At 72.3% G+C, this 25739-nt stretch carries 27 protein-coding genes and 1 riboswitch; of the genes, 14 read left to right on the top strand and 13 right to left on the bottom strand.

Annotated elements, in window-relative coordinates; genetic code table 11:
* Nucleotides 1-220: 220 nt before the first annotated feature.
* From IE153_RS13630 to IE153_RS13615, 4 genes are all read left to right on the top strand, one after another.
* The gene (locus tag IE153_RS13630; protein WP_189589964.1) at nucleotides 221-1750 is read left to right on the top strand and encodes a S8 family peptidase; all 1530 of its coding nucleotides are present in this window, start codon (nucleotides 221-223) and stop codon (nucleotides 1748-1750) included.
* Nucleotides 1751-1812: 62 nt separating this feature from the next.
* Nucleotides 1813-3339, top strand: coding sequence for a S8 family peptidase (locus IE153_RS13625; protein WP_189589963.1), 1527 nt, complete (start codon nucleotides 1813-1815; stop codon nucleotides 3337-3339).
* Nucleotides 3340-3416: 77 nt separating this feature from the next.
* The gene (locus IE153_RS13620) at nucleotides 3417-3947 is read left to right on the top strand and encodes a hypothetical protein (RefSeq protein ID WP_189589962.1); all 531 of its coding nucleotides are present in this window, start codon (nucleotides 3417-3419) and stop codon (nucleotides 3945-3947) included.
* A gap of 74 nt (nucleotides 3948-4021) precedes the next feature.
* Entirely contained in the window at nucleotides 4022-5020 is a 999-nt protein-coding gene (locus tag IE153_RS13615) for a CopD family protein (RefSeq protein WP_229828982.1), read from the top strand.
* Between the two features lie 20 nt (nucleotides 5021-5040).
* Here the strand turns inward: IE153_RS13615 and IE153_RS13610 are convergent, their stop codons facing one another.
* Nucleotides 5041-5721 (bottom strand): lysoplasmalogenase, encoded by a 681-nt coding sequence (locus IE153_RS13610; RefSeq protein WP_189589960.1) that lies wholly within the window; start codon nucleotides 5719-5721, stop codon nucleotides 5041-5043.
* Entirely contained in the window at nucleotides 5718-6680 is a 963-nt protein-coding gene (locus IE153_RS13605) for a sterol desaturase family protein (RefSeq protein ID WP_189589959.1), read from the bottom strand. The genes IE153_RS13610 and IE153_RS13605 overlap by 4 nt, the downstream gene beginning before the upstream one ends.
* A gap of 278 nt (nucleotides 6681-6958) precedes the next feature.
* On the opposite strand from IE153_RS13605, the gene IE153_RS13600 reads away from it, so the two are divergent.
* The 5 genes from IE153_RS13600 (at nucleotide 6959) to IE153_RS13580 (ending at nucleotide 11777) form a co-directional block, all read left to right on the top strand.
* A complete protein-coding gene (locus tag IE153_RS13600) occupies nucleotides 6959-7963 on the top strand; it encodes a DEDDh family exonuclease (protein ID WP_189589958.1) in 1005 nt (334 codons plus the stop codon).
* A 79-nt stretch (nucleotides 7964-8042) separates the two neighbouring features.
* Nucleotides 8043-8276, top strand: coding sequence for a metallothionein (locus IE153_RS13595; protein WP_078625432.1), 234 nt, complete (start codon nucleotides 8043-8045; stop codon nucleotides 8274-8276).
* Nucleotides 8277-8325: 49 nt separating this feature from the next.
* Nucleotides 8326-9123, top strand: coding sequence for an SURF1 family cytochrome oxidase biogenesis protein (locus tag IE153_RS13590; protein WP_229828981.1), 798 nt, complete (start codon nucleotides 8326-8328; stop codon nucleotides 9121-9123).
* A gap of 108 nt (nucleotides 9124-9231) precedes the next feature.
* A complete protein-coding gene (locus IE153_RS13585) occupies nucleotides 9232-11016 on the top strand; it encodes a glycoside hydrolase family 15 protein (protein WP_189589956.1) in 1785 nt (594 codons plus the stop codon).
* Between the two features lie 5 nt (nucleotides 11017-11021).
* Complete coding sequence (locus tag IE153_RS13580) at nucleotides 11022-11777, top strand: SDR family oxidoreductase (protein WP_189589955.1); 756 nt, start codon at nucleotides 11022-11024, stop codon at nucleotides 11775-11777.
* Between the two features lie 20 nt (nucleotides 11778-11797).
* Here IE153_RS13580 and amaP read toward each other — a convergent pair whose 3' ends face one another.
* The 5 genes from amaP to IE153_RS13555 are packed head-to-tail and all read right to left on the bottom strand — an operon-like array spanning nucleotide 11798 to nucleotide 14157.
* Nucleotides 11798-12385 carry an alkaline shock response membrane anchor protein AmaP gene (gene amaP, locus IE153_RS13575; RefSeq protein ID WP_189589954.1) on the bottom strand — a complete coding sequence of 196 codons (588 nt, stop codon included), beginning with the start codon at nucleotides 12383-12385 and terminating at the stop codon, nucleotides 11798-11800.
* Nucleotides 12382-13077, bottom strand: coding sequence for a DUF6286 domain-containing protein (locus IE153_RS13570; protein ID WP_189589953.1), 696 nt, complete (start codon nucleotides 13075-13077; stop codon nucleotides 12382-12384). The genes amaP and IE153_RS13570 overlap by 4 nt, the downstream gene beginning before the upstream one ends.
* Nucleotides 13074-13448, bottom strand: a complete 375-nt coding sequence (locus IE153_RS13565) for a hypothetical protein (protein ID WP_189589952.1) — start codon at nucleotides 13446-13448, stop codon at nucleotides 13074-13076. Before IE153_RS13565 ends, IE153_RS13570 begins: the two co-directional genes overlap by 4 nt.
* Nucleotides 13449-13453: 5 nt before the next feature.
* Nucleotides 13454-13642, bottom strand: coding sequence for a hypothetical protein (locus IE153_RS13560; RefSeq protein ID WP_031142734.1), 189 nt, complete (start codon nucleotides 13640-13642; stop codon nucleotides 13454-13456).
* A gap of 41 nt (nucleotides 13643-13683) precedes the next feature.
* On the bottom strand, nucleotides 13684-14157 hold the full coding sequence (locus IE153_RS13555) for an Asp23/Gls24 family envelope stress response protein (RefSeq protein WP_030852397.1): 474 nt from the start codon (nucleotides 14155-14157) through the stop codon (nucleotides 13684-13686).
* Nucleotides 14158-14240: 83 nt separating this feature from the next.
* On the opposite strand from IE153_RS13555, the gene IE153_RS13550 reads away from it, so the two are divergent.
* Entirely contained in the window at nucleotides 14241-14963 is a 723-nt protein-coding gene (locus IE153_RS13550; RefSeq protein ID WP_189589951.1) for a nucleopolyhedrovirus P10 family protein, read from the top strand.
* Between the two features lie 27 nt (nucleotides 14964-14990).
* On the opposite strand, the gene IE153_RS13545 is transcribed toward IE153_RS13550, so the two are convergent.
* The 3 genes from IE153_RS13545 to IE153_RS13535 all read right to left on the bottom strand — a co-directional run bounded on the left by IE153_RS13545 (nucleotide 14991) and on the right by IE153_RS13535 (nucleotide 18118).
* Nucleotides 14991-15794, bottom strand: a complete 804-nt coding sequence (locus tag IE153_RS13545) for an enoyl-CoA hydratase/isomerase family protein (protein WP_031110997.1) — start codon at nucleotides 15792-15794, stop codon at nucleotides 14991-14993.
* A 150-nt stretch (nucleotides 15795-15944) separates the two neighbouring features.
* Nucleotides 15945-16163 carry a helix-turn-helix domain-containing protein gene (locus IE153_RS13540; RefSeq protein ID WP_010037790.1) on the bottom strand — a complete coding sequence of 73 codons (219 nt, stop codon included), beginning with the start codon at nucleotides 16161-16163 and terminating at the stop codon, nucleotides 15945-15947.
* Nucleotides 16164-16519: 356 nt separating this feature from the next.
* A complete protein-coding gene (locus IE153_RS13535) occupies nucleotides 16520-18118 on the bottom strand; it encodes an ABC-F family ATP-binding cassette domain-containing protein (RefSeq protein WP_189589950.1) in 1599 nt (532 codons plus the stop codon).
* Between the two features lie 221 nt (nucleotides 18119-18339).
* On the opposite strand from IE153_RS13535, the gene IE153_RS13530 reads away from it, so the two are divergent.
* Nucleotides 18340-18756, top strand: coding sequence for a VOC family protein (locus IE153_RS13530; protein ID WP_189589949.1), 417 nt, complete (start codon nucleotides 18340-18342; stop codon nucleotides 18754-18756).
* A 24-nt stretch (nucleotides 18757-18780) separates the two neighbouring features.
* On the opposite strand, the gene IE153_RS13525 is transcribed toward IE153_RS13530, so the two are convergent.
* The 3 genes from IE153_RS13525 to IE153_RS13515 form a co-directional block, all read right to left on the bottom strand.
* A complete protein-coding gene (locus tag IE153_RS13525; RefSeq protein ID WP_189589948.1) occupies nucleotides 18781-20181 on the bottom strand; it encodes a hypothetical protein in 1401 nt (466 codons plus the stop codon).
* Between the two features lie 440 nt (nucleotides 20182-20621).
* Nucleotides 20622-21749, bottom strand: coding sequence for an alpha/beta hydrolase family protein (locus tag IE153_RS13520; RefSeq protein WP_189589947.1), 1128 nt, complete (start codon nucleotides 21747-21749; stop codon nucleotides 20622-20624).
* 79 nt (nucleotides 21750-21828) lie between these two features.
* Nucleotides 21829-22560, bottom strand: a complete 732-nt coding sequence (locus tag IE153_RS13515; RefSeq protein ID WP_189589946.1) for a class II aldolase/adducin family protein — start codon at nucleotides 22558-22560, stop codon at nucleotides 21829-21831.
* A gap of 297 nt (nucleotides 22561-22857) precedes the next feature.
* Between IE153_RS13515 and IE153_RS13510 the strand changes: the two genes are divergently transcribed.
* The 3 genes from IE153_RS13510 to IE153_RS13500 all read left to right on the top strand — a co-directional run bounded on the left by IE153_RS13510 (nucleotide 22858) and on the right by IE153_RS13500 (nucleotide 25738).
* Nucleotides 22858-24123, top strand: a complete 1266-nt coding sequence (locus IE153_RS13510; protein ID WP_189589945.1) for an inorganic phosphate transporter — start codon at nucleotides 22858-22860, stop codon at nucleotides 24121-24123.
* Nucleotides 24124-24151: 28 nt separating this feature from the next.
* Complete coding sequence (locus IE153_RS13505) at nucleotides 24152-24373, top strand: hypothetical protein (RefSeq protein ID WP_031108151.1); 222 nt, start codon at nucleotides 24152-24154, stop codon at nucleotides 24371-24373.
* 117 nt (nucleotides 24374-24490) lie between these two features.
* Nucleotides 24491-24648, top strand: a riboswitch (cobalamin riboswitch).
* Nucleotides 24649-24748: 100 nt separating this feature from the next.
* Nucleotides 24749-25738, top strand: a complete 990-nt coding sequence (locus IE153_RS13500; RefSeq protein ID WP_189589944.1) for a cobalamin biosynthesis protein — start codon at nucleotides 24749-24751, stop codon at nucleotides 25736-25738.
* Nucleotide 25739: the final 1 nt, after the last annotated feature.

The following is a 25739-nucleotide window of genomic DNA, read 5'->3' as shown; positions in this document are numbered from 1 at the left end:
CGGGGGCGGAGGCGAGTGTCCTCGCGCTCCTTGTTCAACGTCACGGCGGCACGCGAGAACCGGTTCAAACACCCGGCGTTCTTTCCGAAGTCGTTTCGACAAAGCGTTGCTGGCCAGCGAGAGGCCGGGATAGCTTCGCCCTGCACCACCACGTCATGTACCTGCCCGAGCACCACCTGTGCCTCGGGCCGGTTTCGTTTCCGGAGGATGTGGAGACCCCATGTCTCACTTGCGTTCCAGACGCCGGCTCGCTCTCGCCGTGCCCGTCGTGCTGTCCCTGACGGCCTCGCTGGGCTTCCTGCCGGCCGCCGCGTCGGCTGCCCCGCAGGCGGAGTCGGCCACCCGGGCGGCGGACGCGCCGAACCTGGCGTACGTCGTCAACACCAAGGCGGACCGCCACACGATCGCCTCGGTGAAAAAGGCGATCGCGAAGGCCGACGGTTCGGTCGTGACCGCGTACGAGCGGATCGGCGTCATCGTCGTCCACTCCTCGAACCCCGACTTCGCCGAGACCATCCGCAAGGCGCGCGGCGTGCAGTCGGCCGGCGCCACGCGGACGACGCCGCTGACGGCCGCGGGGACCAAGGAGGAGGGCGCGGTCGAGTACCTGACGGGCGCCCAGGCGAAGCGCACCGAGGCCGCCTCGGCGAAGACGCCCGAGAGCGAGCCCCTCGAGGCGGACCAGTGGGACCTGCGCGCGATCGGCGCCGACAAGGCCGCCCGGATCAACCCGGGCAGCCGCAAGGTGACTGTCGCCGTCATCGACACCGGCGTGGACGACACCCACCCCGACATCGCCCCGAACTTCTCCGCGTCCCAGTCCGCCAACTGCGCCGGCGGCAAGCCCGACACCAGCGAGGGCGCCTGGCGTCCGTACACCGCCGAGGACTACCACGGCACGCACGTCGCGGGTGAGATAGCCGCCGCCCGCAACGGCGTGGGCGTCGCGGGCGTCGCTCCCGGTGTGAAGGTGTCCAGCATCAACGTGACCGACCGGGCGAACGGCCTCTTCTACCCGGAGAGCGTCGTGTGCGCGTTCGTGTTCGCCGCCGACCACGGCGTCGAGATCACGAACAACAGCTACTACGTCGACCCGTGGCTGTACAACTGCATGGACGACCCGGACCAGCGGGCCATCGTCGACGCGGTCAACCGGGCGCAGCTGTACGCCCAGAAGAAGGGCACGCTCAACGTCGCCGCCGCGGGCAACTCCAACCACGACCTGGACTCGGACGCGATCGTCGACGACTCCAGCCCCGACGACTCCACCCCGGTCGAGCGCACCATCGACCCGCACGAGTGCTTCGACGTGCCGAACCAGCTGCCGGGTGTCGTCACGGTGAGCTCGACGGGTGTCGACAACGTCAAGTCGTACTTCTCGACGTACGGCAAGGGCGTCGTCGACGTGGCGGCGCCGGGTGGCGACGGGCGCTACCAGATCCCGGACACGCCCTCGAAGAACGGCCGCATCCTGTCCACCCTGCCGGGCGGCACGTGGGGCTTCCTGCAGGGCACCTCGATGGCCTCGCCGCACGCCTCCGGTGTCGCCGCGCTGCTGAAGTCCAAGCACCCCTGGGCGTCTCCGGCCCAGCTCCAGGCGCTGCTGAAGGCGCAGGCCGACGCGACCGCCTGCCCCACCTCCTACGACCAGGACGGCGACGGCACCCAGGACGCGGTCTGCAAGGGCGGCAAGCGCCTCAACGGCTTCTACGGGCACGGCATCGTCAACGCGCTGCGCGCGGTCAAGTGACCCGACCGCTCACCGGGACCCCTCGCAAGATCAGCTCGTACCGTGAACGAACTGGAGACACCATGACTGCGCCGTACGCGCGCTACCGTCGCGCCGCCGCGATCCCGGCCGGGATGGCCGTGGCCACGGCCCTCGCGTTCCTGCCGAACACCGCGGCCACGGCCGCCGAGGACGCCCCGGCCCCCGCTGCCGCCCCGGCCGACGCGACCTCGCTCAGCTACGTCGTCAACGTCAAGCCGGGGCACGGCACTTCGGCGCACGTGAAGAAGGCCGTCGCCAAGGCCGGCGGCACGATCGTGACGTCGTACGACCAGATCGGCGTCATCGTCGTCCACTCCTCGAACGCCGACTTCGCCAAGGCCATCCGCAAGGTCCGCGGCGTGCAGTCGGCGGGCGCCACCCGTACCGCGCCGCTCCCCTCGGCGTCGACCGGTGACCTGGGCGCGCCGAAGGTGCTGAGCGCGGCCGAGGTCGCCGCGGCCGACGCCCCTGCCGGGCAGGACCCGCTGCAGCCCCAGCAGTGGGACCTGCCGGCCATCAAGGCGGACAAGGCGCACGAAAAGACACTGGGCAGCAAGAAGGTCACGGTCGCCGTGATCGACACCGGTGTCGACGACACCCACCCCGACATCGCGCCCAACTTCGACCGCAAGGCGTCGGTCAACTGCGTGTCGGGCAAGCCGGACACGGCCGACGGGGCCTGGCGGCCGAGCGCGGAGGAGAGCCCGCACGGCACGCACGTCGCCGGTGAGATCGCCGCCGCCAAGAACGGCGTCGGCATGACCGGTGTCGCGCCCGGGGTGAAGGTCTCCGGCATCAAGGTGTCCACCACGGCCGGCTTCTTCTACACCGAGGCCGTGGTCTGCGGCTTCGTGTGGGCGGCCGAGCACGGGGTCGACGTCACGAACAACAGCTATTACACGGACCCCTGGTACTTCAACTGCAAGAACGACCCGGACCAGAAGGCGCTCGTGGAGGCCGTCGGCCGGGCCTCGCGGTACGCGGAGAAGAAGGGCGCGGTCAACGTCGCCGCGGCGGGCAACGAGAACTACGACCTCGCCTCCGACGAGATCACCGACCCGTCGTCCCCGAACGACACGACGCCGGGCGACCGGGTCGTCGACCCCTCGAAGTGCCTCGACATCCCGACGCAGCTGCCGGGTGTCGTCACGGTCGCCTCGACGGGTGCGAAGGGCATCAAGTCGTCCTTCTCCAACCACGGGCTGGGCGTCATCGACATAGCCGCCCCGGGCGGCGACTCGACCGCCTACCAGAAGCCGGACGCGCCGGCCACGAGCGGCCTCATCCTCGGCACGCTGCCGGGCGGCAAGTGGGGCTACATGGCCGGTACGTCGATGGCGTCCCCGCACGTCGCGGGCGTCGCCGCGCTCATCAAGTCGACGCACCCGTACGCCTCTCCGGCGCTGGTGAAGGCCCTGCTGTACGCGGAGGCCGACGCCACGCCGTGCACGGACCCGTACGACATCAACGGCGACGGCAAGATCGACGCGGTGTGCGAGGGCTCCAAGAACCGCAACGGTTTCTACGGCTGGGGCATCGCGGACGCGCTGGACGCGGTGACCAAGTAGAGCTCGTGTGAAGGAGATCCGGGCCGGGCGGGGGTATCCGTCCGGCCCGTTTCATGCCTGCGGCAGGATTCCTTGTCATGGACGTGTACGAGGATCCGGTGACCTGGACAGCCCGGCCCGCGCGGCCGCGGTGGCAGTTGGCCCTGCGGTTCGCCGGCAGTGTGGTGTGGTTTCCGGTCGTGTGTGTGCTGTGGGCGGCGGTGTTCGCCGTGTTCCTCGTCGTCGGCATGTTCGCGGAGGTCGTCACGACCTTCAGCAAGACCCTCGAACGCGGCTACCTCAACGCGCTGGGCGGGGCGCTGGACCGCGTCGGGTGGCTGGCCTCCTGGTGCGTGTCCTGGCGGGAGCTGCGTCACGAGGGCGACGTGGAGTACTACAAGGCGCGCGTGGAGAAGGTGGTGGGCAAGTGGACCGCCCGGGCCTCCTCCCCGGTCGAGCCGAGGAAGCCGAAGCCGCCCGTGGAGTGCGCGATACCCCTGCGGCACTACCGGGGGGTCGGCGGGTGGTACGTCGCAGACGTCGCGCTCGCGCAGGGGTGGGAGCTGCGGCCGACGGACGAGAACAAGGAGGTGCGGCTGTGGTGGGCGGCCGCGTCCCGGGGTGATTGAGTACGGCCGACTTGCCCGGACGTGTGGAGGTTGGTGAAGATCCTGGGGTGACTTCGCCAAGACCGATACCCGGGGTGACCGATTCGCGCGGCCCGCTGCGGCCCACCGGTGCGGGCCGGGCCGTCGCCGTCCTGGTGCTGGTGGTACTGGCCGCGTCGATCCCGCTGCTCGGCCCGTCCGCCGCGCTGCACGGCACCGGTGAGGCCGAAGTGCCCGGCGCCGGCGGCATGGCCCTGCTGCGCACAGTGCTGTTCGCGGCGCTGTGCGTACCCGTCGGCGAACTGTTCGTGAACCGCCTGGCGCGTTCGCTGCCCGGCACGCAGGCCGGACCCCCGGCTCTGCCCCGCAGTTGGTCCCCCTTCGCGGCCGCCGCCGGTTTCGTCGCCGCCCTCGGGCTCGCCACGCTCGTGGCCACCGGCAATCTCGTGCCGGGCGAGGTGGCGGACATCGACGTCGGCGGTCTCCATGCGTCCCGGGACGGCAAGCTGGCCCTGCTGGAGGTCAACGCGTTCCTCGTGGCGGGGCTGTGCGCCGTGTCGCGCCGTCCGGTCACACAGGTGTGGCCGCTGGCCGCCGTGGTCGTCGCCGAGGCCCTGCGCGCCCACCCCACCACCGAGCACAGCCCGCTGACCGGCTCCGCGCTGACGCTCGTCCATCTGACCTGCGCGGCACTGTGGGTGGGGGGACTCCTGCACGCGTTGCGCGTGCTGCGGCTCCGGTCCGGCCGGGACGGCACGGCGGCCGGTGCGGCCCTGCTGGGTCTCTACGCGCGCGTGGCGGTGGTGCTGCTGGCCGCCATCACCGCTACGGGCGTGTGCAGTTCACTGCGCCGGATGCCGCCGGAGACGGTTCTGGAGCAGCTGACGGGGACGGCGTACGGGCGCGCCCTGCTCGCCAAGGTGCTCCTCGTGGTGGTCGTCGCCGCCCTCGCCGTGTGGGCCCGGCGGCGGCTGCGCCGGGCGGCCGACCCGCTGACCGCCTGCGCGCCGGCCCGGGCCGAGGTCGCCGCCCTGGGCCTGGCGGTCGCGGCGTCCGGACTGCTGACGGTGCTTCCGGTGCCCATCCGCTGGTGACGCCGGCGCGTCGGCCGGTCTCAGGCGGCGCGCATCTCTCCGTACGTCGCGGCCGGTGCCCTGCGCGCATCGAGCGCCCCGACGGTGCCGCCGGCCAGCAGGGCCTGCGCGGTGATGTAGGTGAGCATGACCCAGAAGTCCGGTCCGGGCGGTTGCGGCCACTCGGCGACCCCGGTCGCGATGAGGGTGTCGGACAGCAGGAACAAGGCGCCGCCGCACCCGGCGAAGAGCCCGAACCGGGTGGCGGACCGGTACGCCATGGCGGTGAGCAGGACGCTGTACCCGGCGACGGGCACGCGCAGGTCGGCGGGCAGGTCCGGCCACAGCAGCGCGACGGTCGTGACGAGGGCGGCGGCGTAGCCGAGGGCCAGCACGCCGCTCCGCGCGCGTGGGACCGCGTTCCGGCTGCCGTACCTCGCGAACAGCACGAGGTAGCAGACGTGTCCCGCCGCGAAGGAGGCCATGCCCGCGAGGAAGGCCGGCTCGGCGTCCGACACCAGCAGGACGTCCCCGCCCCAGCCGAACAGCAGGGCGGCCAGGAGCGGCCGGGGCGCCTTGCGCAGGGCTGCCCACAGCGCCAGGAGCGGCATCAGCAGGGGCTTGGCCATGGTGTGCCCGGCGTCGAACCCGGCCGCGAGGCAGGCGAGGTCGACGGTGGCGGCGAGGCCGAAGGCGGCCAGGAGGAGTCGCTGGGGATTCACGCCGGCGCGCTCTTGGCGGCCGGGGCGGTCTCGGCGACGGGTCCGGGCGCGGCGGCAGGCGACGGCGCCGGTATAGCGGCAGGCGACGGCGCCTGTACAGCGACAGGCGACGAAGCCGCTACGGCGGCCGCCCCCGGACCCCACCCCGGTCCCCGGAACACGCGTCCCGCCCGCTCGCGCCAATCCCGCGCCGCCCTCAGGTCCTTGGCGATGGACACGTACTCGTGGGTGGCGACCTCGAGCAGGTTGTACGTGTCGATGTTCTTGGTCAGTCCGTACCGGGGCCGTTCGGTCTCCGCGACGAACGACCCGAACAGCCGGTCCCAGACGATGAGGATGCCGCCGAAGTTGCGGTCCAGGTAGCCGCCCTGGGAGGCGTGGTGGACGCGGTGGTGGGAGGGGGTGTTGAAGACGAACTCGAACCAGCGGGGCATCCTGTCGATGCGCTCGGTGTGGATCCAGAACTGGTAGACGAGGCTCGCGGAGGAACAGAACGCCAGCGCGGCGGGGTGGACGCCGGCGACGACGAGAGGGACGTAGAACGGCCACACGGTCAGGGACGTCCAGGGCTGGCGCAGCGCGGTGGTGAGGTTGAACCTCCGGCTGGAGTGGTGGACGACGTGGCCGGCCCACAGGATGCGGACGACGTGGTGGCCGCGGTGGGACCAGTAGGAGAAGAAGTCCTGCCCGAGCAGCATCAGCGGGACGCTCCACCACAGCACGGGCACGCGCAGCGGGGTGAGTTCGTACAGGGCCGTGTAGATCGCCAGGATCGGGATCTTCCAGAGGAAGTCGAAGAAGAGGCTGCCGAGCCCCATGCCGATGCTCGTCGCGGCGTCCCTCGCCTCGTAGCCCTGCGCGCCCTCGTCGGGATGGAGGCGGTAGCTCACCATCTCGACCACGGCGAGCAGCACGAAGGCGGGGATGGACCACAGCACGACATCGGGCAGGTTCGGCATGCAAGCACCGTAGGACCGGCACCCTGCCCCGGCCAGACGTTGTTACCCACAAGTATTACCGGCGGTACGCGCTTGCTTCTTGGCGGTCCTCGCCAATCCGATACGGGACGAAGAGGGACGTCGACGGGCGAGACGTACGTCTGATCGACTGAGCATCGATCAGACGTACGCCCCGTGAACGGACAGACCGGACAACACGCCTGAGGGAGCGTCGGAAGACCATGCCGGACGCACCTGGCGGACGGGGCTGTCAGTCGCGGCCCGTATCCTCAGGAACCATGCTGGAAGACCTCACGACCGCAGTGTTCTCCGCCACGCCGTGGCCGGCCGCGTATCCCAAGGGGTACGCGGTCGTTGACGTGGAGACCACGGGCCTGGCCCGGGACGACCGCATCATCTCCGCGGGTGTCTACCGGCTGGACGAGCGCGGCGAGGTCGAGGACCACTGGTACACGACCGTCAACCCCGAGCGCGACCCTGGGCCGGTGTGGATCCACGGGCTGACGAGCGAGGCGCTCGAGGGGGCGCCCCTCTTCCCGGACATCGCCGAGGAGTTCACCGCCCGGCTGGCGGGCCGGGTCCTCGTCGCGCACAACGCCGTCTTCGACTGGCAGATGATCGCCCGGGAGTACGCACGCGCCGAGCGCGAGGCGCCCGTGCGGCAGCGGCTGTGCACCATCGCGCTCTCCAAGGAGCTCGGGCTGCCGCTGCCCAACCACAAGCTGGAGTCCCTCGCCGCGCACTTCGGCGTCGTCCAGCAGCGGGCGCACCACGCGCTGGACGACGCGCGCGTACTGGCGGAGGCGTTCCGCCCGAGCCTGCGGGCCGCGGCGGCGAAGAACGTACGGCTGCCGCTGCACGAGTGCCGGCCGCTGACCGAATGGACGGACCGCCCCGCCGCGCCCCGCATCGGGCAGCAGGCGGGCCCCGGAGGCTACGGGGGCGGCTACCGGCCGAGCAGCTGGCGCCCGTCCCGCAAGCGCCCCGCCTGCCCCTACCCCAACCCCGGGCGGTACGAGCCGGGCGGGCGGCTCAAGCAGGGCATGCGGGTCGCCTTCTCCGGCGACACCTCCACCGAGCGGGACCTGCTGGAGGACCGCGCGACCGAGGCCGGGCTGCACGTGGCCACGAGCCTGTCCCGGCTGACCAGCCTGCTCGTCACGAACGACCCGGACTCGGGCACCTCCAAGGTCGTCAAGGCCCGGCAGTTCGGCACGCCGGTCGTGGACGAGGCGGCGTTCGGGCAACTCCTCGCGGATGTGGAGCCCGCGTCGGAGGGGTGACCGTACGGACGGGTGATTGCCGGGCGACTCGCCCGGCGCCCGCTCGCCCGCGCGGGGTCGACGGCTCACCCTGTGGCGCATGGCGACCTGTGAGGTATGTGGCAATCAGTACGGAATGACCTTCGAGGTGCACGCGCAGGGCGCGGTGCACGTCTTCGACTGCTTCTCCTGCGCGATCCACCGCATGGCCCCCATCTGCGAGCACTGCCGGGTGCAGATCATCGGCCAGGGCGTCGAGGTCGAGGGCCACTGGTACTGCGGCGCCCACTGCGCTCGCGCGGAGGGAAAGGTAGGAATTGTCGACAAGGTGTGAACCCGTACCCGCCTGAATGCACCCCACGACCGAGTTGTACGGTCGTGGGGTGTACCGCTTCCTGATGTCCCGGCAGTGGGTGATCCTCACGCTGGTCGCCCTGCTTCTCATCCCCACGATGATCAGGCTGGGCATCTGGCAGATGCATCGCTACGAGGAGCGCACCGCCCGGAACCAGCTGGTCACCGACGCGCTGGCGGCCGAGCCGGTGCCCGTGGAGAAGCTGACGGCGCCCGGGCACACCGTGACCAGCGCCGAGCGATACCGCACGGTGACCGCGAAGGGCCGCTTCGACACCGAGGACGAGGTCGTCGTCCGGCGCCGCACCAATTCCGACGACGAGGTCGGCTACCACGTACTGACCCCGTTCGTCCTGGACGACGGCAAGGTGCTGCTGGTCAACCGGGGCTGGATCCCCTCCGAGGGCCCGAGCCAGACGACGTTCCCGAAGGTCCCGGCACCGCCGGGCGGCGACGTCACCGTCAAGGGGCGGCTGATGCCCGACGAGACGACCGCGGCGAGCGGCATCAAGAACCTCCAGGGCCTGCCGGACCGGCAGATCATGCTGATCAACAGCGAGCAGCAGGCCCGGCGCCTGGACGCCCGGGTGCTCGGCGGCTACATCGCCCAGACGTCCCCCGAGCCCAAGGGCGACACCCCCGAGCTGATGGGCAACCCGGGCAAGGAGGACGCGGCGCTGAACTACGCGTACGCCATCCAGTGGTGGCTGTTCGCCGCGGCCGTCCCGGTCGGCTGGACGGTCCTGGCCCGCCGCGAGGCCAGGGAGCGGGCCCGCAAGGCGGCCGAGGCGGCCGACTCGACGGAGGCCGAGCCGGCGGCGGTGTAGACACCGGGGCCGGATCGGCCCGGGGGCATGGGCCGACACCCGGCCCTGACGGTCACTCCCCCGGCCCCGCCCTGATTGCCACGCCGAGTTGCCGGGAACCCGCACTCCGTGCACCCCAGCATCGAGGACTACGCGCTCATCGGCGACGAGCAGACCGCGGCCCTGGTCGGTACGGACGGATCCGTCGACTGGCTGTGCCTGCCCCGCTTCGACTCGGCCGCCTGCTTCGCCAGAATGCTCGGTGACGAGGACAACGGCTACTGGCGCATCGCCCCCGTGGGCGCGGACCGCTGCACCCGGCGCTCCTACCGCCGCGACACCCTCGTCCTGGACACCGAGTGGGAAACGGAGCAAGGATCCGTCCGGGTCACCGACCTGATGCCCCAACGCGACCGCGCGCCCGACCTCGTACGCGTCGTCGAGGGCCTCGACGGCGAGGTGACGCTGCACAGCGTCCTCAAGCTCCGCTTCGACTACGGCTCGATCATCCCCTGGGTACGCCGGGTCGACGGCCACCGCGTCGCGGTCGCCGGCCCGGACTCGACCTGGCTGCGCAGCGAGCCGGAGGTGACCAGCTGGGGCGAGGACTACGGCACGCACGCGGAGTTCACCGTCAAGAAGGGCGAGAAGGTCGCGTTCGTCCTCACCTGGCACCCCTCCCACGAGCCGCGCCCGCCGCTCGTCGACCCGTACGACGCACTGCGCCACAGCGTGGAGGACTGGCGGGCCTGGGTCTCCCACTGCCGCTACGACGGCCCGTACCGGGACGCCGTCGTCCGCTCCCTGATCACCCTCAAGGCACTCACCTACGCCCCGACGGGCGGCATCGTCGCCGCCCCCACCACCTCGCTGCCCGAGGAACCGGGCGGGGTGCGCAACTGGGACTACCGCTACTGCTGGCTGCGCGACTCCACCCTCACCCTGAACGCGCTGCTCGCCGCGGGTTACCAGGAGGAGGCGGAGGCCTGGCGCAACTGGCTGCTGCGCGCGGTCGCCGGCGACCCGGCGGACCTGCAGATCATGTACGGCGTGGCGGGCGAGCGACGGCTGCCCGAGTTCGAGCTGCCGTGGCTCTCCGGCTTCGTCGGGTCCGCCCCCGTCCGCATCGGCAACGACGCCGTGAAACAGCTCCAGCTGGACGTCTACGGCGAGGTCATGGACTCCCTGTCCCTCGCCCGCGAGTCGGGCCTGTCCGCCCAGCCGGACGTGTGGGCCCTGCAGACCGCCCTGATGGACTTCGTGCAGACGAACTGGCGGCAGCCGGACGAGGGACTGTGGGAGGTGCGCGGCGGCCGGCGCCAGTTCGTGCACTCCAAGGTGATGGTGTGGGTGGCCGCCGACCGGGCCGTGCGCACCCTGGAGCGTCATCCGGAGCTGGGCGGCGACCTGGACGGCTGGCGCGCGCTGCGCGACGAGGTGCACGAGGAGGTGTGCGAGAAGGGCTACGACGCCGAACGCAACACCTTCACGCAGTCCTACGGCTCCCGCGAACTGGACGCCGCGCTGCTGCTCATCCCGCGCGTCGGATTCCTGCCCCCGGACGATCCCCGGGTGATCGGCACGATCGACGCCGTCCGCGAGGAGCTGGCCCACGACGGCTTCCTGCGCCGCTACAGCACGGACGACGGGGAGGTCGACGGGCTGCCCGGCGGCGAGGGCGCCTTCCTGGTGTGCTCGTTCTGGCTCGCGGACGCCCTGTACATGACGGGTCGCACGAAGGAGGCCCGCGAGCTGTTCGAGCGGCTGGCGGGGCTCGCCAACGACGTCGGGCTGCTGTCCGAGGAGTGCGACCCGGTGACGGGCCGGCACCTCGGCAACTTCCCGCAGGCGTTCAGCCACATCGGGCTGGTGAACACCGCCCTCGCCCTGTTCGGTGAGGACGGGGCAGGATAGGGACCATGGATCTTGGACTGAAGGACCGGGTGTACGTCGTCACCGGGGCCACGCGGGGCCTCGGCAACGCCACCGCGCGTGAGCTCGTCGCGGACGGGGCGAAGGTGATCGTCTCGGGGCGGGACGAGAAGACCGTCGCCGAAGCGGCGGCCGAGCTGGGGCCGAACGCGGTCGGGGTCGCCGTCGACAACGCCGACCCGGAGGCGGCGGCCCGGCTGATCGCGGCCGCGCGGGAGAACTTCGGCCGCTTCAACGGTGTGCTCGTCAGCGTGGGCGGCCCGCCGGCCGGGTTCGTCGCGGACAACACGGACGAACAGTGGCAGACGGCGTTCGAGTCGGTGTTCCTCGGTGCGGTACGGCTGGCCCGCGCCGCCGCCGCCGAGATGGAGGCCGGGGGCGTCATCGGGTTCGTGCTGTCCGGGTCGGTCTACGAGCCGATCCCGGGGCTGACCATCTCCAACGGGCTGCGGCCGGGGCTGGCCGGGTTCGCCAAGTCGCTCTCCGACGAGCTGGGGCCGCGCGGCATCCGGGTGGTCGGTGTCCTGCCCGGGCGGATCGACACCGACCGGGTGCGGCAGCTGGACGCGCTGTCCGCGGACCCCGAGGCGACCCGGGCGGCGTCCGAGTCGCGGATTCCGCTGCGGCGGTACGGGGCTCCGGAGGAGTTCGGGCGGGTGGCGGCGTTCCTGATGTCGCCGGCGGCTTCCTATCTGACCGGGGTCATGGTGCCGGTCGACGGTGGAGCGCGGCACGGATTCTGACGGGTCGCAGGCGCCCCTGTTCAACTCACCCGTTCGGCACCGTGCTTGACACCCTTCAGCCTCACCTCTGCCGGGAGTGAGGCGAGGCCCGCCGACGTCTTGGCGTGGGTGAGGGCGCCCGTCGTGAAGTCGGTCAGTGCCGTCCCCGGGTCCACGTGTGGCTCCAGCGCGAGGCGTACGTGGGCCTCGGGGGCGCTGCGGCGACCCTTCAGGTGCGCGTGTGCGCCGCCCACGCCGTCGATGTGGGCCGCCTCCTCGGTGAGGACGTTCTCCAGGGCCCGGCCGCGCAGGAGCGCGCCCTCGCCGTCGCCGGTGTCGACGAGGACCTCGGCCAGGCGCCGCCTGCGCAGCACCGCGACGAGCCACCACAGGGCGAGCAGCAGCAGGACCGCGAGGACGGCGATGACGACCGGCCACCACCAGCCGTCGTCGCGCCAGCGGGTGCGCTCGGCATAGCTCAGCAGCACGTCGTGCTTGCCGCCGTGGATCCACCACGAGGGCGCCAATACGCCGAGGCCGATGGCGAGGACGGAGCCGCCCAGCACCAGCAGGATCAGGCCCACCAGGCCGAGGAACACGCGGTTGACGGTCCTGAGCATCGCTCTCACCCCTTCCGGCCGGGCCGCCGGACCCGCACCGACAGCGAGGGCGGTTGGGACAGCCCCAGCCCGCGGACCGCGTCGGCGAGCACGTCGTCCAGCTCGGTACGTACGTCGTCCAGTTCGCGGAAGTGCGACATGGCACGGACGTCCGCCCGCCTCCGGCGCACCCGCACCCGTGCCGACTGCACGCCGGCCACCTCCATGGCCCGGTCCCGCAGCGCGGTGGCGGCGGCGTCCCGGTGCAGTCCGGCGCGTACGCCGGTGTGCGTGCGCCGCATCGGGAGCACGTCCCGCAGGCCGGGTGTGACGGCCAGGATCAGCAGCCCGAGGCCGAGGACGGCCACGACCCCCGCGCCGACGAGCACCCAAGTGTCGTCCAGGGGCCGTTCGGCGAGCTGTCGGGCCAGTTCCCGGCGCCAGCCCATGCCGGGCCGGCCGGCGCGCACGGAGACGATGTCGTAGAGGAACAGCCCGGCGACGCCCAGGAGCAGCAGGGCGACGACGGCGGCGGGGACGCGGCGCGCCGACCAGAAGCGGCCCTCGCGTTCGTCCTTGCCCTCGAGTTCGGGCGGTGGCCCGGAGGCGGCCGAGGACTCGGACCGGTCGGGTCCGTCGCCGTTCTCCGTCTCCCGCTTGTCGAGGACGGGCAGGCGCTGTGTGCTGTCCTCGGGGGGCTGAGTGCCCTGGGGTTCGCTCATTGCGTCCTCCCCTGTACCGCGCCGAGCGCCGCGTCCAGGTGCAGCCGCTCCACCTGGACGACGACCTCCGGCACCTGCATGCCCGCCAAGGTGCTCACCCGCTCGACGACTTGGTGACGCACCGTTCGGCAGCGGGCGCCGATGTCGCAGGGGTAGCCCAGTTCGAGCTGGATCCGGACGTGGGCGACCTCGTGGTGGACGACGACGGACGCGGAGGGCCGGCCGGCGTCGGGCGGCAGCGTGCCGACGGCCTCGCGGGCCGCCTGCGCGGCGATCTTCGCGACGACCCGGTCGGCGATCCGCGTCGCGCCGCGCTCGCCCGGCGGGACGACGGTCAGGGGTCTGTCGAGCTCACCGGCCCCCGTACTCATGGGCGTCACCGCCGCCGTTCGCGTTCACGAGGGCGGAAGAAGTCGCCGAATTCCAGGTCCCCGTCCAGGAACCGGCCGACGACGAAGCCGACGGCGCCCAGTGCCGCCACCAGCAGGAAGGCACCGAATCCGCCGAAGTATCCGGCGAAGGCCAGCGCCATGCCGGCGATCATGCCGACCACGGCCATGCTCATGCGCTCCTCAGCTCCTGTGTCGTTGCCCGATGACCCGTGCCTCACTGGATTCGGCGCTCCGGTTCCTCTTCCTCCTCGTCCGGCAGCTTCACGTCGCTCACCGCGATGTTGACCTCGACGACCTCCAGGCCGGTCATCCGCTCCACGGCGGTGATGACGTTCTCCCGTACGTCACGGGCCACATCGGCGATCGACACGCCGTACTCGACGACGATTTCCAGGTCGAGGGCCGCCTGCACTTCGCCGACCTCGGCCTTCACGCCGCGCGACACCGACTTGGTGCCGCCGGGCACGCGGTCGCGCACTGCTCCGAACGTGCGGGACATGCCGCTGCCCATGGCGTGCACCCCGTCGACGTCCCGTGCGGCGAGGCCGGCGATCTTCTCCACGACGCCGTCCGCGATGGTCGTCCGCCCGCGGGAACCGGCGTCTCCGCCGCTGTGCTTGGCCAACGGGCTCCTGCGTACCGCCGCGGTCTCGCTCTCCCCGCCCCGATTCTCGGTCATGTCAGTCATCGCCGTACGTCCTTTTCGTCGTCCTTGGACCACCGTAAGCACGGTTGCGTGGAAGCGCGCCTCTGATGCGGCAGGCTGGAGGAATGACGGCCGACCGATGGACACAGGCAGTGAGACATCAGCTGGGAATCGGCAGGCTTCTGCCTCTGGGTGACGCGCGGGACGGCGCGTGGATCGCGGAGCGGGCAGCCGAGGCGGTGCTGCGGAGTGCGGCGTGGGACGCGCCGGGCGTGCGTCTCGACGCGCTCCGTGTTGCGGTCGCCGGCGCGGAGGACACCGAGGAGCCGGTCGTACCGGCGCCGCCGAGTGCTCTGCCGCCCGGTCCGCTGCGGGTGACGGCGGAGTTCGCCGCCACCGCCTCGCAGCCGCTGCCGACGACGGCGAACCTGCTGCGGGCGACACTGGCGACGGCCGCGACCCAGCGGCTCGGCCTGACGGTGGCGGAGGTGGACCTGCGGGTGACGGGGCTGCTGGACGAGGAGGGACCCGGGGAGGCCGGGGTCGCCGCGCGCCTTCCCGAGCCGCCGGGTGCCGCACTGGCCGGGGGCGGCGACGAGGAGCGGGTGGCCGCCGCCGCGCTCGGGGTCCAGGGCGTGCTCCATCTGACCGGCACGCTGGGCCACCCCGTGCACATCGAGGAACTCCCCCGCGAGGGCGCCGCGCTGCCGCACCGCCATGTCCGGCTGGAGTTGGCGGTGGGCGCCGACCGGCGGGCCCGGGACGTCGCGCGCGAGGTCCGGACGGCCGTCAGGAGGGTGCTGCCGGATCACCCGACGGTGGCGGTCGTGGTGAGCGCGGTCGGCTGACCGCGCTGCCGGCCGGCCCGGCGGTCCTCAGTCCCCGACGCCCGCGAGGTCCCGCAGCCGGCGTGCCTGGGACTGGCGCTCGGCCGTGCGCTGCTCCTCGTACGTGCGGTCCTGGGCGCCGCGCAGCAGCGCCTTGGTCTCGATGACCGCGTCGCGGGGCGCGGCGAGGACGGCCGACGCGAAGTCGCGCACGGCGTCGTCGAGCTGCCCGGCGGGCACGGCGAGGTTCGCGAGACCGGTGTTCACGGCCTCCTCGGCCGCGACGAAGCGCCCGGTCACGCAGATCTCCAGCGCGCGGGCGTATCCGACGAGTCCCACCAGCGGATGCGTACCCGTCAGGTCGGGCACGAGTCCGAGGCTGGTCTCGCGCATGGCGAACTGCACGTCGTCGGCGACGACGCGCAGGTCGCAGGCGAGGGCGAGCTGGAAGCCCGCCCCGATGGCATGTCCCTGGACAGCGGCGACGGAGACGATGTCGCTGCGCCGCCACCAGGTGAACGCCTCCTGGTATTCGGCGATGGTCGCGTCCAGCTCGGCGTCGGCACCGCGCGCGAGGTCGACGAACGACGGTTCGCCGTCGAAGCCCTCGGGCGTGAACGCCTGCCGGTCGAGCCCGGCCGAGAAGGACTTGCCCTCGGCCCGCAGCACCACGACACGGACGGTGCCCGGCAGCTGCCGCCCGGCCTCGGTCAGCGCCCGCCACAGAGCGGGGCTCTGCGCGTTGCGCTTGGTCGGGTTGGTCAGCGTCACCGTGGCGATCGCGTCGTCGACGGTGAGCCGTACGCCGTCCTTGTCGAGTACGGGAACGAGGTCCTGGTCGGACGAAGCCATGGGACGCCTCCGATGTGTGCGGTCGTCTGACGTGCCCCGCGACGGCTTCACCGCCGCAGCAGGCCACGCTTAAGTGACTGCACAGTAACCACCCGGCCGATCAGTCGACCGACCGGGTGGCCACCATCGAAGCCGAGGGGCCACCCGGGGTCAGGCCGTGGCCTTTTTGCCCCGGGTCGCCCCGCCACGCCCTCGCAGCGTGACGCCCGACTCACTGAGCATGCGGTGCACAAAGCCATACGAGCGGCCGGTCTCCTCGGCCAACGCCCGGATGCTCGCACCGGCGTCGTACTTCTTCTTCAGGTCTGCCGCGAGCTTGTCGCGCGCGGCGCCGGTCACCCGGCTGCCCTTCTTCAGAGTCTCGGCCACCCGTGCCTCCTCATGGGAAGTGCGCTCTGGTCTCCTCATGATCACCCCTCCAGGCCTTCATGGCCACCCATTCGGCAAGGTCCGTGAGACAAGGTTGTGACGACGGGAGCGCGTCCCCACATACGGAATGTCGAATTCCGAAGAGCGGCATCCGCACGACCGAACGGATGGTGGAGGAAAAGGCCAGGTCAGAAAGGCGAAGCGGCCGGGCCCGGAAGAATCGGGGGCTCGGCCGCGAAATCGATGTAGGACACACCTCGATACGAGGAGATCTCACACAGATGATGGATCACCGCTAGGCCGAATGATCCATACTCCGTTGATCACGCATTCGATCAAGCGAACGCGACACGCGGTCAAGCGAGGGCGACGAGATCCGCGTAGTCGGCGCCCCACAGGTCCTCGACGCCGTCGGGCAGCAGGATGATCCGCTCCGGCTGGAGCGCCTCGACCGCGCCCTCGTCGTGCGTGACGAGGACGACGGCGCCCTTGTAGGTGCGCAGCGCGCCGAGGATCTCCTCGCGGCTGGCCGGGTCGAGGTTGTTGGTCGGCTCGTCGAGGAGCAGCACGTTCGCCGAGGACACCACCAGGGTGGCGAGGGCCAGGCGGGTCTTCTCGCCGCCGGAGAGGACCCCGGCCGGCTTGTCGACGTCGTCGCCGGAGAACAGGAACGAGCCGAGCGTCTTGCGAACCTCCACCAGGTCCAGGTCGGGCGCGGCCGAGCGCATGTTCTCCAGGACCGTGCGGTCCGGGTCGAGGGTCTCGTGCTCCTGCGCGTAGTAGCCGAGCTTGAGGCCGTGGCCCTCGATGACCTCGCCGGTGTCGGGCTTCTCGGCCCCGCCGAGCAGGCGCAGCAGGGTCGTCTTGCCCGCACCGTTGAGGCCGAGGATGACGACGCGCGACCCCTTGTCGATGGCCAGGTCGACGTCGGTGAAGATCTCCAGCGAGCCGTAGGACTTCGACAGTCCCTCGGCCATGAGCGGGGTCTTGCCGCACGGGGAGGGCTCGGGGAAGCGCAGCTTGGCGACCTTGTCGGACTTCCGCTCGGCCTCCAGGCCGGCCAGCAGCTTGTCCGCCCGGCGGGCCATGTTCTGCGCGGCGACGGTCTTGGTGGCCTTGGCGCGCATCTTGTCGGCCTGCGAGTGCAGCGCGGAGGCCTTCTTCTCGGCGTTCTGCCGCTCGCGCTTGCGGCGCTTCTCGTCGGCTTCGCGCTGCTGCTGGTAGAGCTTCCAGCCCATGTTGTAGATGTCGATCTGGGAGCGGTTGGCGTCCAGGTAGAACACCTTGTTGACGACCGTCTCGACCAGGTCGGCGTCGTGGGAGATCACGATGAAGCCGCCGCGGTAGGTCTTGAGGTAGTCGCGCAGCCAGACGATCGAGTCGGCGTCGAGGTGGTTGGTGGGCTCGTCGAGCAGCAGGGTGTCCGCGTCGGAGAAGAGGATCCGGGCCAGCTCGATCCGGCGGCGCTGTCCGCCGGAGAGCGTGTGCAGGGGCTGGCCGAGCACACGGTCGGGCAGGTTGAGCGCGGCGGCGATGGTGGCGGCCTCGGCCTCGGCGGCGTACCCGCCCTTGGTGAGGAACTCCGTCTCCTGGCGCTCGTACTGCTTGAGCGCCTTCTCGCGGGTGGAGCCCTGGCCGTTGGCGATCCGCTGCTCGTTCTCGCGCATCTTGCGGAGCAGTACGTCCAGGCCGCGCGCGGACAGGACGCGGTCGCGGGCGAGGACGTCGAGGTCGCCGGTCCGGGGGTCCTGCGGGAGGTAGCCGACCTCGCCGGAGCGGGTGACGGTGCCCCCCGCGGGGATGCCCTCGCCGGCCAGGACCTTGGTGAGGGTCGTCTTGCCGGCGCCGTTGCGGCCGACCAGGCCGATGCGGTCGCCCTTGGCGATGCGGAACGAGGCGTTTTCGATGAGGACGCGGGCACCGGCGCGCAGCTCGATACCGGAGGCGGAGATCACGGACAGACTCCAGGGCGGATACGGGGGCGGGATGGACGGCTGAGGACGTTCCCGCCGTCTAATGCGCGAGGAGAATGGCCATGGGGACAGTCTAACGGGGACGTGCAACCACTTTTTCTGTGTGCGGGTGTTCGATCACCGGCGGCCGGGCGAGGGCCGTTGTCGGTGGCCGATGGAACACTGAAGGGGACAGCCCCGCGAGACACGAGGAAGTGATCGCCATGGCAGGCACGTCCGGCGGGCGTCCGAGCATCTATCCGACGCTGCTGTACGCGGACGCGAAAGCCGCGATCCGGCAGCTCACGGAGGCCTTCGGCTTCACGGAGCTGTCGGTGTACGAGGGCGAGGACGGCTCGGTGATGCACGCCGAGCTGGCACAGGGCAACGGCGCGGTGATGGTCGGCACCAAGGGCCGGGGCGGCCTGTTCGACGCGGCCATGAAGGACGCGGGCACGACGGGGGTGTACGTGGTGGTGGACGACGTGGACGGCCACCACCGCCACGCCGTCGACCACGGCGTGGAGGTGCTGATGCCCCCGACGGACCAGGACTACGGCTCGCGGGACTACATGGCCCGGGACCTCGAGGGCAATGTGTGGAGCTTCGGGACGTACGCGCCCGAGATAGCGGTGGGCTGACGTCCCGCGGGTCGGGCCGCGGCCCTAGCTGCCGCCGGTGTGCACCTGGAAGGCGGCCCGGCGCACCGCCTTGGCCAGGGCCGGGTCGGGGTGTGCGGCGGCGAGGGCGACCAGGACCTGCACGGTGCGCGGGTGCCCCACGGCGCGTACCTCGTCCAGGAGCATCGGGACGGTCGGCTGCACCGCGGACTCCAGGTGGCGCACCAGCAGCGGCGCCTCACCGTGGTCGGCGACGGCGGCCGCGGTGTCCACCCACAGCCATGTCGCCTCCTCGCGGGTGAGGACCTCGTGGGCGTCCTCGGGGTCGGCGCCGTCGTGCTCGGCCAGCCACAGCAGCCCGTAAGGCCTGAGCGTGGGCTCCTCCAGCACGCCGCGGACGTCCGGCTCGGCGGGCGCGCCGACCACGCGCAGCGCCTCGAAGGCGAGGCCGCGCAGCAGGGCGTCCTCACCGCGCGCGGCGCCGAGGAGCTCGGTGACGGCGCTGCCGACGGGGCGGGCGGCGAGCCAGGCGCGGTACTCGGCGCGGGCCGCGTTCGGGCGCAGCTGGGCGCAACCGCGGAGCATGTCCTCGGCGGCCTGCTCGATGTTCCCGGCGGGGCTCTGCGCGGCGACGCAGATCTGCTCCAGCTTGACCCAGACGGCCCAGCTGCCGAGGGGGGTGAGGGTGGCCTGGCCGTCGCCGTAGGTGAGGGCGCCGACGGAGGCGAGGGCGCGCAGGGCCCAGTCGAGCAGCGGGGCGAGCGGGGCGTCGGTGTGCTCCGGTTCGGCCGGCGGCTCGGGCCGGGGGCCGTAGGGGATCTCGCAGCGGGCGGTGCGCAGCTCGGTGACGCGCTGCTCCAGGAGGTCGAGGAGCTGCTCCACGGGGACGGGCCCGGCGGACAGCTGGAGGAAGGAGAGCGCCTGCGGCATGGCGGAGACGACCTCGGCGACGGCGGCGGGCTCGTGCTCCGCGGGCTCCGGGTGGGCGAGCGACCAGGCGTCGAAGAGGGCGACCCAGCCGCGCAGCACGGCGCTGTCGTCGCGGTTCCAGGCGCGCAGCCGCCAGCCGGGGCGGGCGCTGTCGCCGTGCACCTCGATGAGACCGGCGAGGCGGGCGGTGTCCCAGTCGGCTCTCACCTGAGCCGGGGTCAGACCCAGGTCGCGGGCCGCCCGTTCGGCGGTCGCCTCGGAGAGGGTGGCCTTGCCGTCGTCGGTTCCGCTGTCCCGGCCGGGGCCGAGCGCGGCGTCGGCCCAGCGGGCGACGCGGGCCGCGTCGGCCAGGCCTGAGCGTGCCATTCTGGCCAGCTCCGCCGGTGCCGGGGTGCCCTCCGGAGGGCGCGGTGCGGGGCGGCGCGAGCGCCGCTGGTTCATCGCTTGGGGGGCGGCGGCCAGGGGTCGCGGGCGGACGAGTCGAAGCCTGGAGTCGCGCGGGATACGGGACGTCACGGGGGCAGTCTTCCGGTTGACGGTCCGAAAACCCAAACGGAATGTCACGGCGGGCGACGGGGATGGCCAACGCACCTGTTCGCGGGAGTGGTCGAGGGCCGGGAACAGGCCAGTGGTACGGCGCTAAACGGAATCGTCGCGACCGGTCGGTGCCGAGCGGGACGGGACGTGGTGGCGACAGGGCGAAGGGGGCGTGAACGGGGGTGTGTGAGCGAGTGGCGGGGAGGTTGCGTGGACGGGGGGTGTGAGAGACCGGCAGGGGCAGCCGCCTCGACGGGTGCGTGAGAGACCGGCAGGGGCAGCCGCCTCGACGGGTGCGTGAGAGACCGGCAAGGGCAGCCGCCTCAATGGAGACGCGAGAGACCGGCAAGGGCGCCCGCGTCCACGGGTGTGCGACGGAGCGGCAACAGGGCCGTATCGTCGACTGCGTGTGAGAGGGGTCACATGAGGGGCGTCATGAAGCGGCGGAGCGCCTCCTCGTAGGCCTCCGGGTCGGCGTTCCACATGGCCCCGTGGGGCGCGGCGGCGACGGTGCGCAGGGCGACCATGTCGGGGCGGGCGTCGGCGAGCCGGCGCGAGAGCTGCCAGGGGGCGACGGTGTCGTCCGGTCCGTGGAAGACGAGCGCCGGGACGCGCAGGCCGTCGGCCGGGGCCGGGCCCGTGGCGCGGTCGCCGGTCAGGCCGGTGCGGCCCTGGGCGGCGCGGACCGCCAGGGGCAGCAGCGCGCCCGGGGTACGGCGGGCCGAGGCGAGGGCGCGCAGGGTGGTCTCCCAGCTGAGCACCGGGGAGTCCAGGACAAGCCCGGAGACGCGGTCGCGCAGTCCCGAGTGGGCGGCGGCGCGCAGGGCCATGGTGGCGCCGGTGGACCAGCCGTGCAGGACGACCTGACGGGCTCCGTAGCGCACGGCGTAGCGGATGGCGGCGTCGAGGTCGCGCCACTCGGTCTCGCCGAGGTGGTTCAGGCCGTCGGGCGGGCGGGGTGCGCCCAGGTCGCCGCGGTAGGCGAGGGCGAGCACCGGGAAGCGGCTGCGGTGCAGGAACCCCATGACGTTCATGGCGAGTTCCCGGGTGGTGCCCAGGCCGTGCACGGCGATCACCCAGGTGTCCCGCTTGCCCGGCACGAACCACGCGGGCAGGGCGCCGAGTTCGCCGGGGACGTCGACGTCGGCGTGTTCGAGGCCGAGGGCGGCGCTCGGGTTGCCGACGTATACGTTCGGGGTGAGCCAGACCTTGTCGCCGGACGTCAGTGTGCCGTGCGTGACGCTCTCCAGGCGGCGCACGACGGTGTCGGCGGAGTGCGCGACACCGGCCAGGACGGGGCCGACGACCGCGTGGGAGCCGTTGCCGGAGAGGCCGTAGCGGCCGGGGCGCAGGGCGGCGAGGTCCCGGGTGAGGGTGATCTGCCCGGCGGCGGTGCCGTGCACCGTGAGCCGGGGTTCGGTGGGCAGGGGCCTGCCGGGGGGCGCCTTGAGCGCGGCGTCGCTGGCGAGCCGGCCGGCGGCCACCGCGGCGGCACCGGCCCCGATCACGGCGGTGACGGCAGCGGCCGTCGCTTTGACAGTGCGCACGGGTCCAGTGTCCTGGCGGACGCCGTGGGCGACCAGTGGGAGGCAGCGGCGGGGTGACGTCCGTGGCGGCGGGGGCGGCTCAGCCCCGCTGGCCGTAGCCGCGCAGGCGTTCCTCCACCTCCGTCAGCTGTTCCCGGGACAGCAGGCTCGGGGCCAGGCCGGGCACCGAGGAGGCAGTGAGCCACAGGCGGCACATCCACTCCAGCTGGGCGGTGCGGTCGTAGGCCTGGGCGAGGGTGGCGCCGTGAGCGATGGTGCCGTGGTTCCGGAGGAGGCAGCCGGAGCGGTCGGCGAGGGCGCGGAGCATGTTCTCGGCCAACTCGTCGGTGCCGTAGGTGGCATAGGGGGCGACCCGGACGGGCCCGCCGAGCGCGGCGGCCATGTAGTGGATCAGCGGGAGCTCGTTCACGAGCGTCGAGACGGCCGTCGCGTGGACGGCGTGGGTGTGGACGACGGCCAGGGCGCCGGTGGTGCGGTAGACCGCGAGGTGCATGGGCAGCTCGCTGGTCGGGACGAGCGTGCCGAGGACCTGCCGGCCGTCGAGGTCCACGCCGGTGACGTCGTCCGGTGCCAGCCTGTCGTAGGGGACCCCCGACGGCGTGACGAGGACGGTGTCCCCGACGCGCACCGAGACGTTGCCGGACGTGCCGACGACGAGTCCGTCCGAGACCGTCCGGCGGGCCGTCGTGACGAGGCCCTCCCAGGCGCGTGCCTCCTCGGGACGCGCACTCCTGCGCCGCGCCTCCCCCGCACCCCGCTCGCTCTCCCGCGCGTCTCCCGTGTCCCGCTCGTCGCCTCGCTGCTCAGCCATGCCGCGATCCTGCCAGGGAAGGGGTCAAAACGCCGCCGGGCGGGGGCACTTCAGGCCCGGAAACCGAAACGATCACGACCGGCCGGCCCTGCTGGACAGAGCGTGGTCAAAGGGTCACTCGATCGAGTGAAACGGATCGCTCGGGGTACCTGGTCGCGCGGGCGCGGAGGCCGCTGTTCCGGGGCGGAACGAGGACCCCCCGTTGCGGTCACCCCTGCGCCCCTCCCAGTTCATCTTCCGTTCACTCAGGTTGCCTACGTTCGTCTGGCCAATGACCTCGAACGATTGCCTGGGTAAATGGAAAGCTTCTCGCTGATCCTCGCGATTGTGGTGGTAACCGCTCTCGCGTTCGATTTCACGAACGGTTTCCACGACACCGCGAACGCGATGGCCACGACCATTTCCACGGGCGCCATGAAGCCCAAGGTTGCGGTGGCCATGTCCGCGGTCCTCAACCTGGTCGGCGCCTTCCTGTCCGTCGAAGTCGCCAACACGATCTCAAAGGGCCTCGTCGACGAGGCCGGCATCCGCCCCGAGGTCATCTTCGCCGCCCTGGTCGGCGCGATCCTCTGGAATCTGCTGACCTGGCTGGTCGGTCTGCCGTCCAGCTCCTCCCACGCCCTCATGGGCGGTCTGATCGGCGCCACGATCGCCTCGGCGGGCGTCGGCGCGGTGCACGGCGACGTGCTGGTCACCAAGGTGCTCATCCCGGCGATCGCCGCCCCGCTCGTCGCGGGCATCGCGGCGTTGCTCGCCACGCGGCTGACGTACTCCCTGGGCCGCAAGGCCGACGGCAACGCGTCCAAGAAGGGCTACCGGGCCGGCCAGATCGCCTCCGCGGGCCTGGTCTCCCTGGCCCACGGCACCAACGACGCGCAGAAGACGATGGGTGTCATCACCCTCGCCCTGGTCGCCGGCGGCGCCGTCGCGCCCGACTCCGACCCGCCCATGTGGGTCATCCTCTCGGCGGGTCTCGCCATCGCACTGGGCACGTACCTGGGTGGCTGGCGCATCATCCGCACCATGGGCAAGGGCCTGACCGACCTCCAGCCGCAGCAGGGCTTCGCCGCCCAGACCTCCGCGGCCACGGTCATCCTCGCCTCCTCGCACCTCGGCTTCTCCCTGTCCACGACGCACTCCGTCTCCGGCTCGGTGATGGGCGCCGGACTCGGCCGCAAGGGCGGCGTGGTCCGCTGGTCCACCGCGACGCGGATGTTCGTCGCATGGGGCCTGACGCTCCCGGCGGCGGCCCTGGTGGGCGCGCTCGCCGAGTACGTCACCGGCTTCGGCAGCTGGGGCACCGCCGTGGTGGCGGTCTTCCTCATCGCCTCCAGCGCGGCGATCTGGAAGCTGTCGCGGCGCGAGGTGGTCGACCACACCAACGTCAACGACACCGACACCGACACCGACACCGCGGAGCCCGCGGGCGTGATCACCACAGCGATCGCCGCGGTGACGCCGCCCCCCGCGAGTGGTTCGGCCACGGCGTCGCAGGACCCGGTCCCCGCGTTCCCGTCGCAGGCCACCGCCGAGCGCACGCCGACCACGACCACCACGGTCTGACCCCCGGTTACAAGGAAGAGTCTCCGATATGAAGATCGACTGGGCGGCCCTCGGTTCCGTCTTCGGTGTCAGCCTCGTGGTCACCGTGGCCCTCGTCGGCCTGTTCACCCTCGGCATCACCGGCCTGTCGCGCCGCGAACGTGCGGTGGCGGAGGGCGGGTCCGCGGGGCTCGCGGTCACCGGCGCGTACGCCTGCTTCGCGGCGTGCGCGGCGGCCGTGGGGTACGGGATCTATCTGATCGTGGCCTGAGGGCCTGACGTCACGACGGGTCCACCGGGCGGCACGGAACTCCGGTTCCGTGCCGCCCGGTCGTCGTGTGTACGGGAGGGGCCGATGTGGGGTTCTGCACACTCTCCCCTCGCAGGTCAACGGCAAGTTGACGGCGGTTCCCGGCCGTGGTGGACTGCCGGGGCCAATACGGCGGCAGGAGAGGAAGCCGGTGCAAGTCCGGCGCGGTCCCGCCACTGTCACCGGGGTAGCAATCCCCGGGAGCCAGGAACTCTCACCGCCGGTCTCGTCGAACCAGGGCGCGGACACCCTGAGTGAGGACACATATCGCCATGCGCGGCTGCCGATCGAGGTTCACCACCCCTCCCCTGCCCGCCCTCCTGGCCGGCTGAGCCCATGGGTGCCGGTCGCGTCTTCGCGTACGGCGCCGCCGCCGGCCTGATCGGTGACCTGCTGCTCGGTGATCCTCGCCGGGGGCATCCGGTCGCCGCGTTCGGGCGGGCCGCGGGTGCCGTGGAACGGGTGTTGTGGCGGGACCACCGCGGGTGGGGCGCGCTGCACACCGCCGTGTGTGCCGGAGGGGCCGTCGCCCTCGGGTCCGTCGCCGCGCGTGCCGTGCGGCCGTCCGCCGTCGCCTCCGTCGCACTGACCGGCGCCGCCACCTGGGCCGTCGTCGGGGGTACGTCGCTGGCCCGGGAGGCACGGACCATCGGGCGTGCCCTGGAGGCCGGGGACGTCGAGGCGGCCCGGGTCCGGCTGCCGCATCTGTGCGGGCGGGACCCGCAGGCCCTCGACGCCGACGGCATGGCCCGGGCCGTGGTCGAGTCGGTCGCCGAGAACACCTCCGACGCCGTGGTGGGGGCGCTGGTGTGGGGGGCCGTCGGCGGGGTGCCGGGGCTGCTCGGGTTCCGGGCCGTCAACACCCTGGACGCCATGGTCGGGCACAAGTCGGCCCGGTACCGCCGGTACGGGTGGGCCTCCGCGCGGCTGGACGACCTCGCGGGGTGGCCGGGAGCGCGGCTGACCGCCGTTCTCGCCGTGCTGGCCGGGCCGGATCCGCGGGGGGCCGTGCGGGCGTGGCGGGCCGACGCGGCGCAGCATCCGAGTCCCAACGCCGGTCCCGTGGAGGCCTCGTTCGCGGGGGCGCTCGGGGTGCGGCTGGGCGGGACGCTCTCGTACGGCGGGCGGGTGGAGCACCGGCCCGTGCTGAACACGCAGGGACGGGCCGTCGGCACGCACGACGTCGAGCGGGCCGTGCGGCTGTCGAAGCGCGTCACCTGGCTCGCGCTCGGGGTGTGCGCCGGTGCGCGGTTGCTCAGGAGTGCGCGATGGCTCGGGAGTACGCCGTCGCTCAAGGGCGCGCGGTCGCTGAAGAGGGGGAAATGAC

It is taken from the genome of Streptomyces massasporeus, assembly GCF_014648995.1.
GTDB lineage: Bacteria > Actinomycetota > Actinomycetes > Streptomycetales > Streptomycetaceae > Streptomyces > Streptomyces massasporeus.
This window is presented reverse-complemented; position numbering and strand designations above follow the sequence as displayed.

What these genes read in the sequence shown, in the direction of transcription:
- IE153_RS13600 (WP_189589958.1), top strand. Translation starts at nt 6,959, where the DNA reads ATGCTGGAAGACCTCACGACCGCAGTGTTCTCCGCCACGCCGTGGCCG.
- IE153_RS13510 (WP_189589945.1), top strand. Translation starts at nt 22,858, where the DNA reads ATGGAAAGCTTCTCGCTGATCCTCGCGATTGTGGTGGTAACCGCTCTC.
- IE153_RS13570 (WP_189589953.1), bottom strand. Translation starts at nt 13,077, where the DNA reads ATGAGCGAACCCCAGGGCACTCAGCCCCCCGAGGACAGCACACAGCGC.
- IE153_RS13545 (WP_031110997.1), bottom strand. Translation starts at nt 15,794, where the DNA reads ATGGCTTCGTCCGACCAGGACCTCGTTCCCGTACTCGACAAGGACGGC.
- IE153_RS13620 (WP_189589962.1), top strand. Translation starts at nt 3,417, where the DNA reads ATGGACGTGTACGAGGATCCGGTGACCTGGACAGCCCGGCCCGCGCGG.
- IE153_RS13500 (WP_189589944.1), top strand. Translation starts at nt 24,749, where the DNA reads ATGGGTGCCGGTCGCGTCTTCGCGTACGGCGCCGCCGCCGGCCTGATC.
- IE153_RS13565 (WP_189589952.1), bottom strand. Translation starts at nt 13,448, where the DNA reads ATGAGTACGGGGGCCGGTGAGCTCGACAGACCCCTGACCGTCGTCCCG.
- IE153_RS13560 (WP_031142734.1), bottom strand. Translation starts at nt 13,642, where the DNA reads ATGAGCATGGCCGTGGTCGGCATGATCGCCGGCATGGCGCTGGCCTTC.
- IE153_RS13550 (WP_189589951.1), top strand. Translation starts at nt 14,241, where the DNA reads ATGACGGCCGACCGATGGACACAGGCAGTGAGACATCAGCTGGGAATC.
- IE153_RS13630 (WP_189589964.1), top strand. Translation starts at nt 221, where the DNA reads ATGTCTCACTTGCGTTCCAGACGCCGGCTCGCTCTCGCCGTGCCCGTC.
- IE153_RS13505 (WP_031108151.1), top strand. Translation starts at nt 24,152, where the DNA reads ATGAAGATCGACTGGGCGGCCCTCGGTTCCGTCTTCGGTGTCAGCCTC.
- IE153_RS13605 (WP_189589959.1), bottom strand. Translation starts at nt 6,680, where the DNA reads ATGCCGAACCTGCCCGATGTCGTGCTGTGGTCCATCCCCGCCTTCGTG.
- IE153_RS13530 (WP_189589949.1), top strand. Translation starts at nt 18,340, where the DNA reads ATGGCAGGCACGTCCGGCGGGCGTCCGAGCATCTATCCGACGCTGCTG.
- IE153_RS13595 (WP_078625432.1), top strand. Translation starts at nt 8,043, where the DNA reads ATGGCGACCTGTGAGGTATGTGGCAATCAGTACGGAATGACCTTCGAG.
- IE153_RS13580 (WP_189589955.1), top strand. Translation starts at nt 11,022, where the DNA reads ATGGATCTTGGACTGAAGGACCGGGTGTACGTCGTCACCGGGGCCACG.
- IE153_RS13625 (WP_189589963.1), top strand. Translation starts at nt 1,813, where the DNA reads ATGACTGCGCCGTACGCGCGCTACCGTCGCGCCGCCGCGATCCCGGCC.
- IE153_RS13515 (WP_189589946.1), bottom strand. Translation starts at nt 22,560, where the DNA reads ATGGCTGAGCAGCGAGGCGACGAGCGGGACACGGGAGACGCGCGGGAG.
- IE153_RS13555 (WP_030852397.1), bottom strand. Translation starts at nt 14,157, where the DNA reads ATGACTGACATGACCGAGAATCGGGGCGGGGAGAGCGAGACCGCGGCG.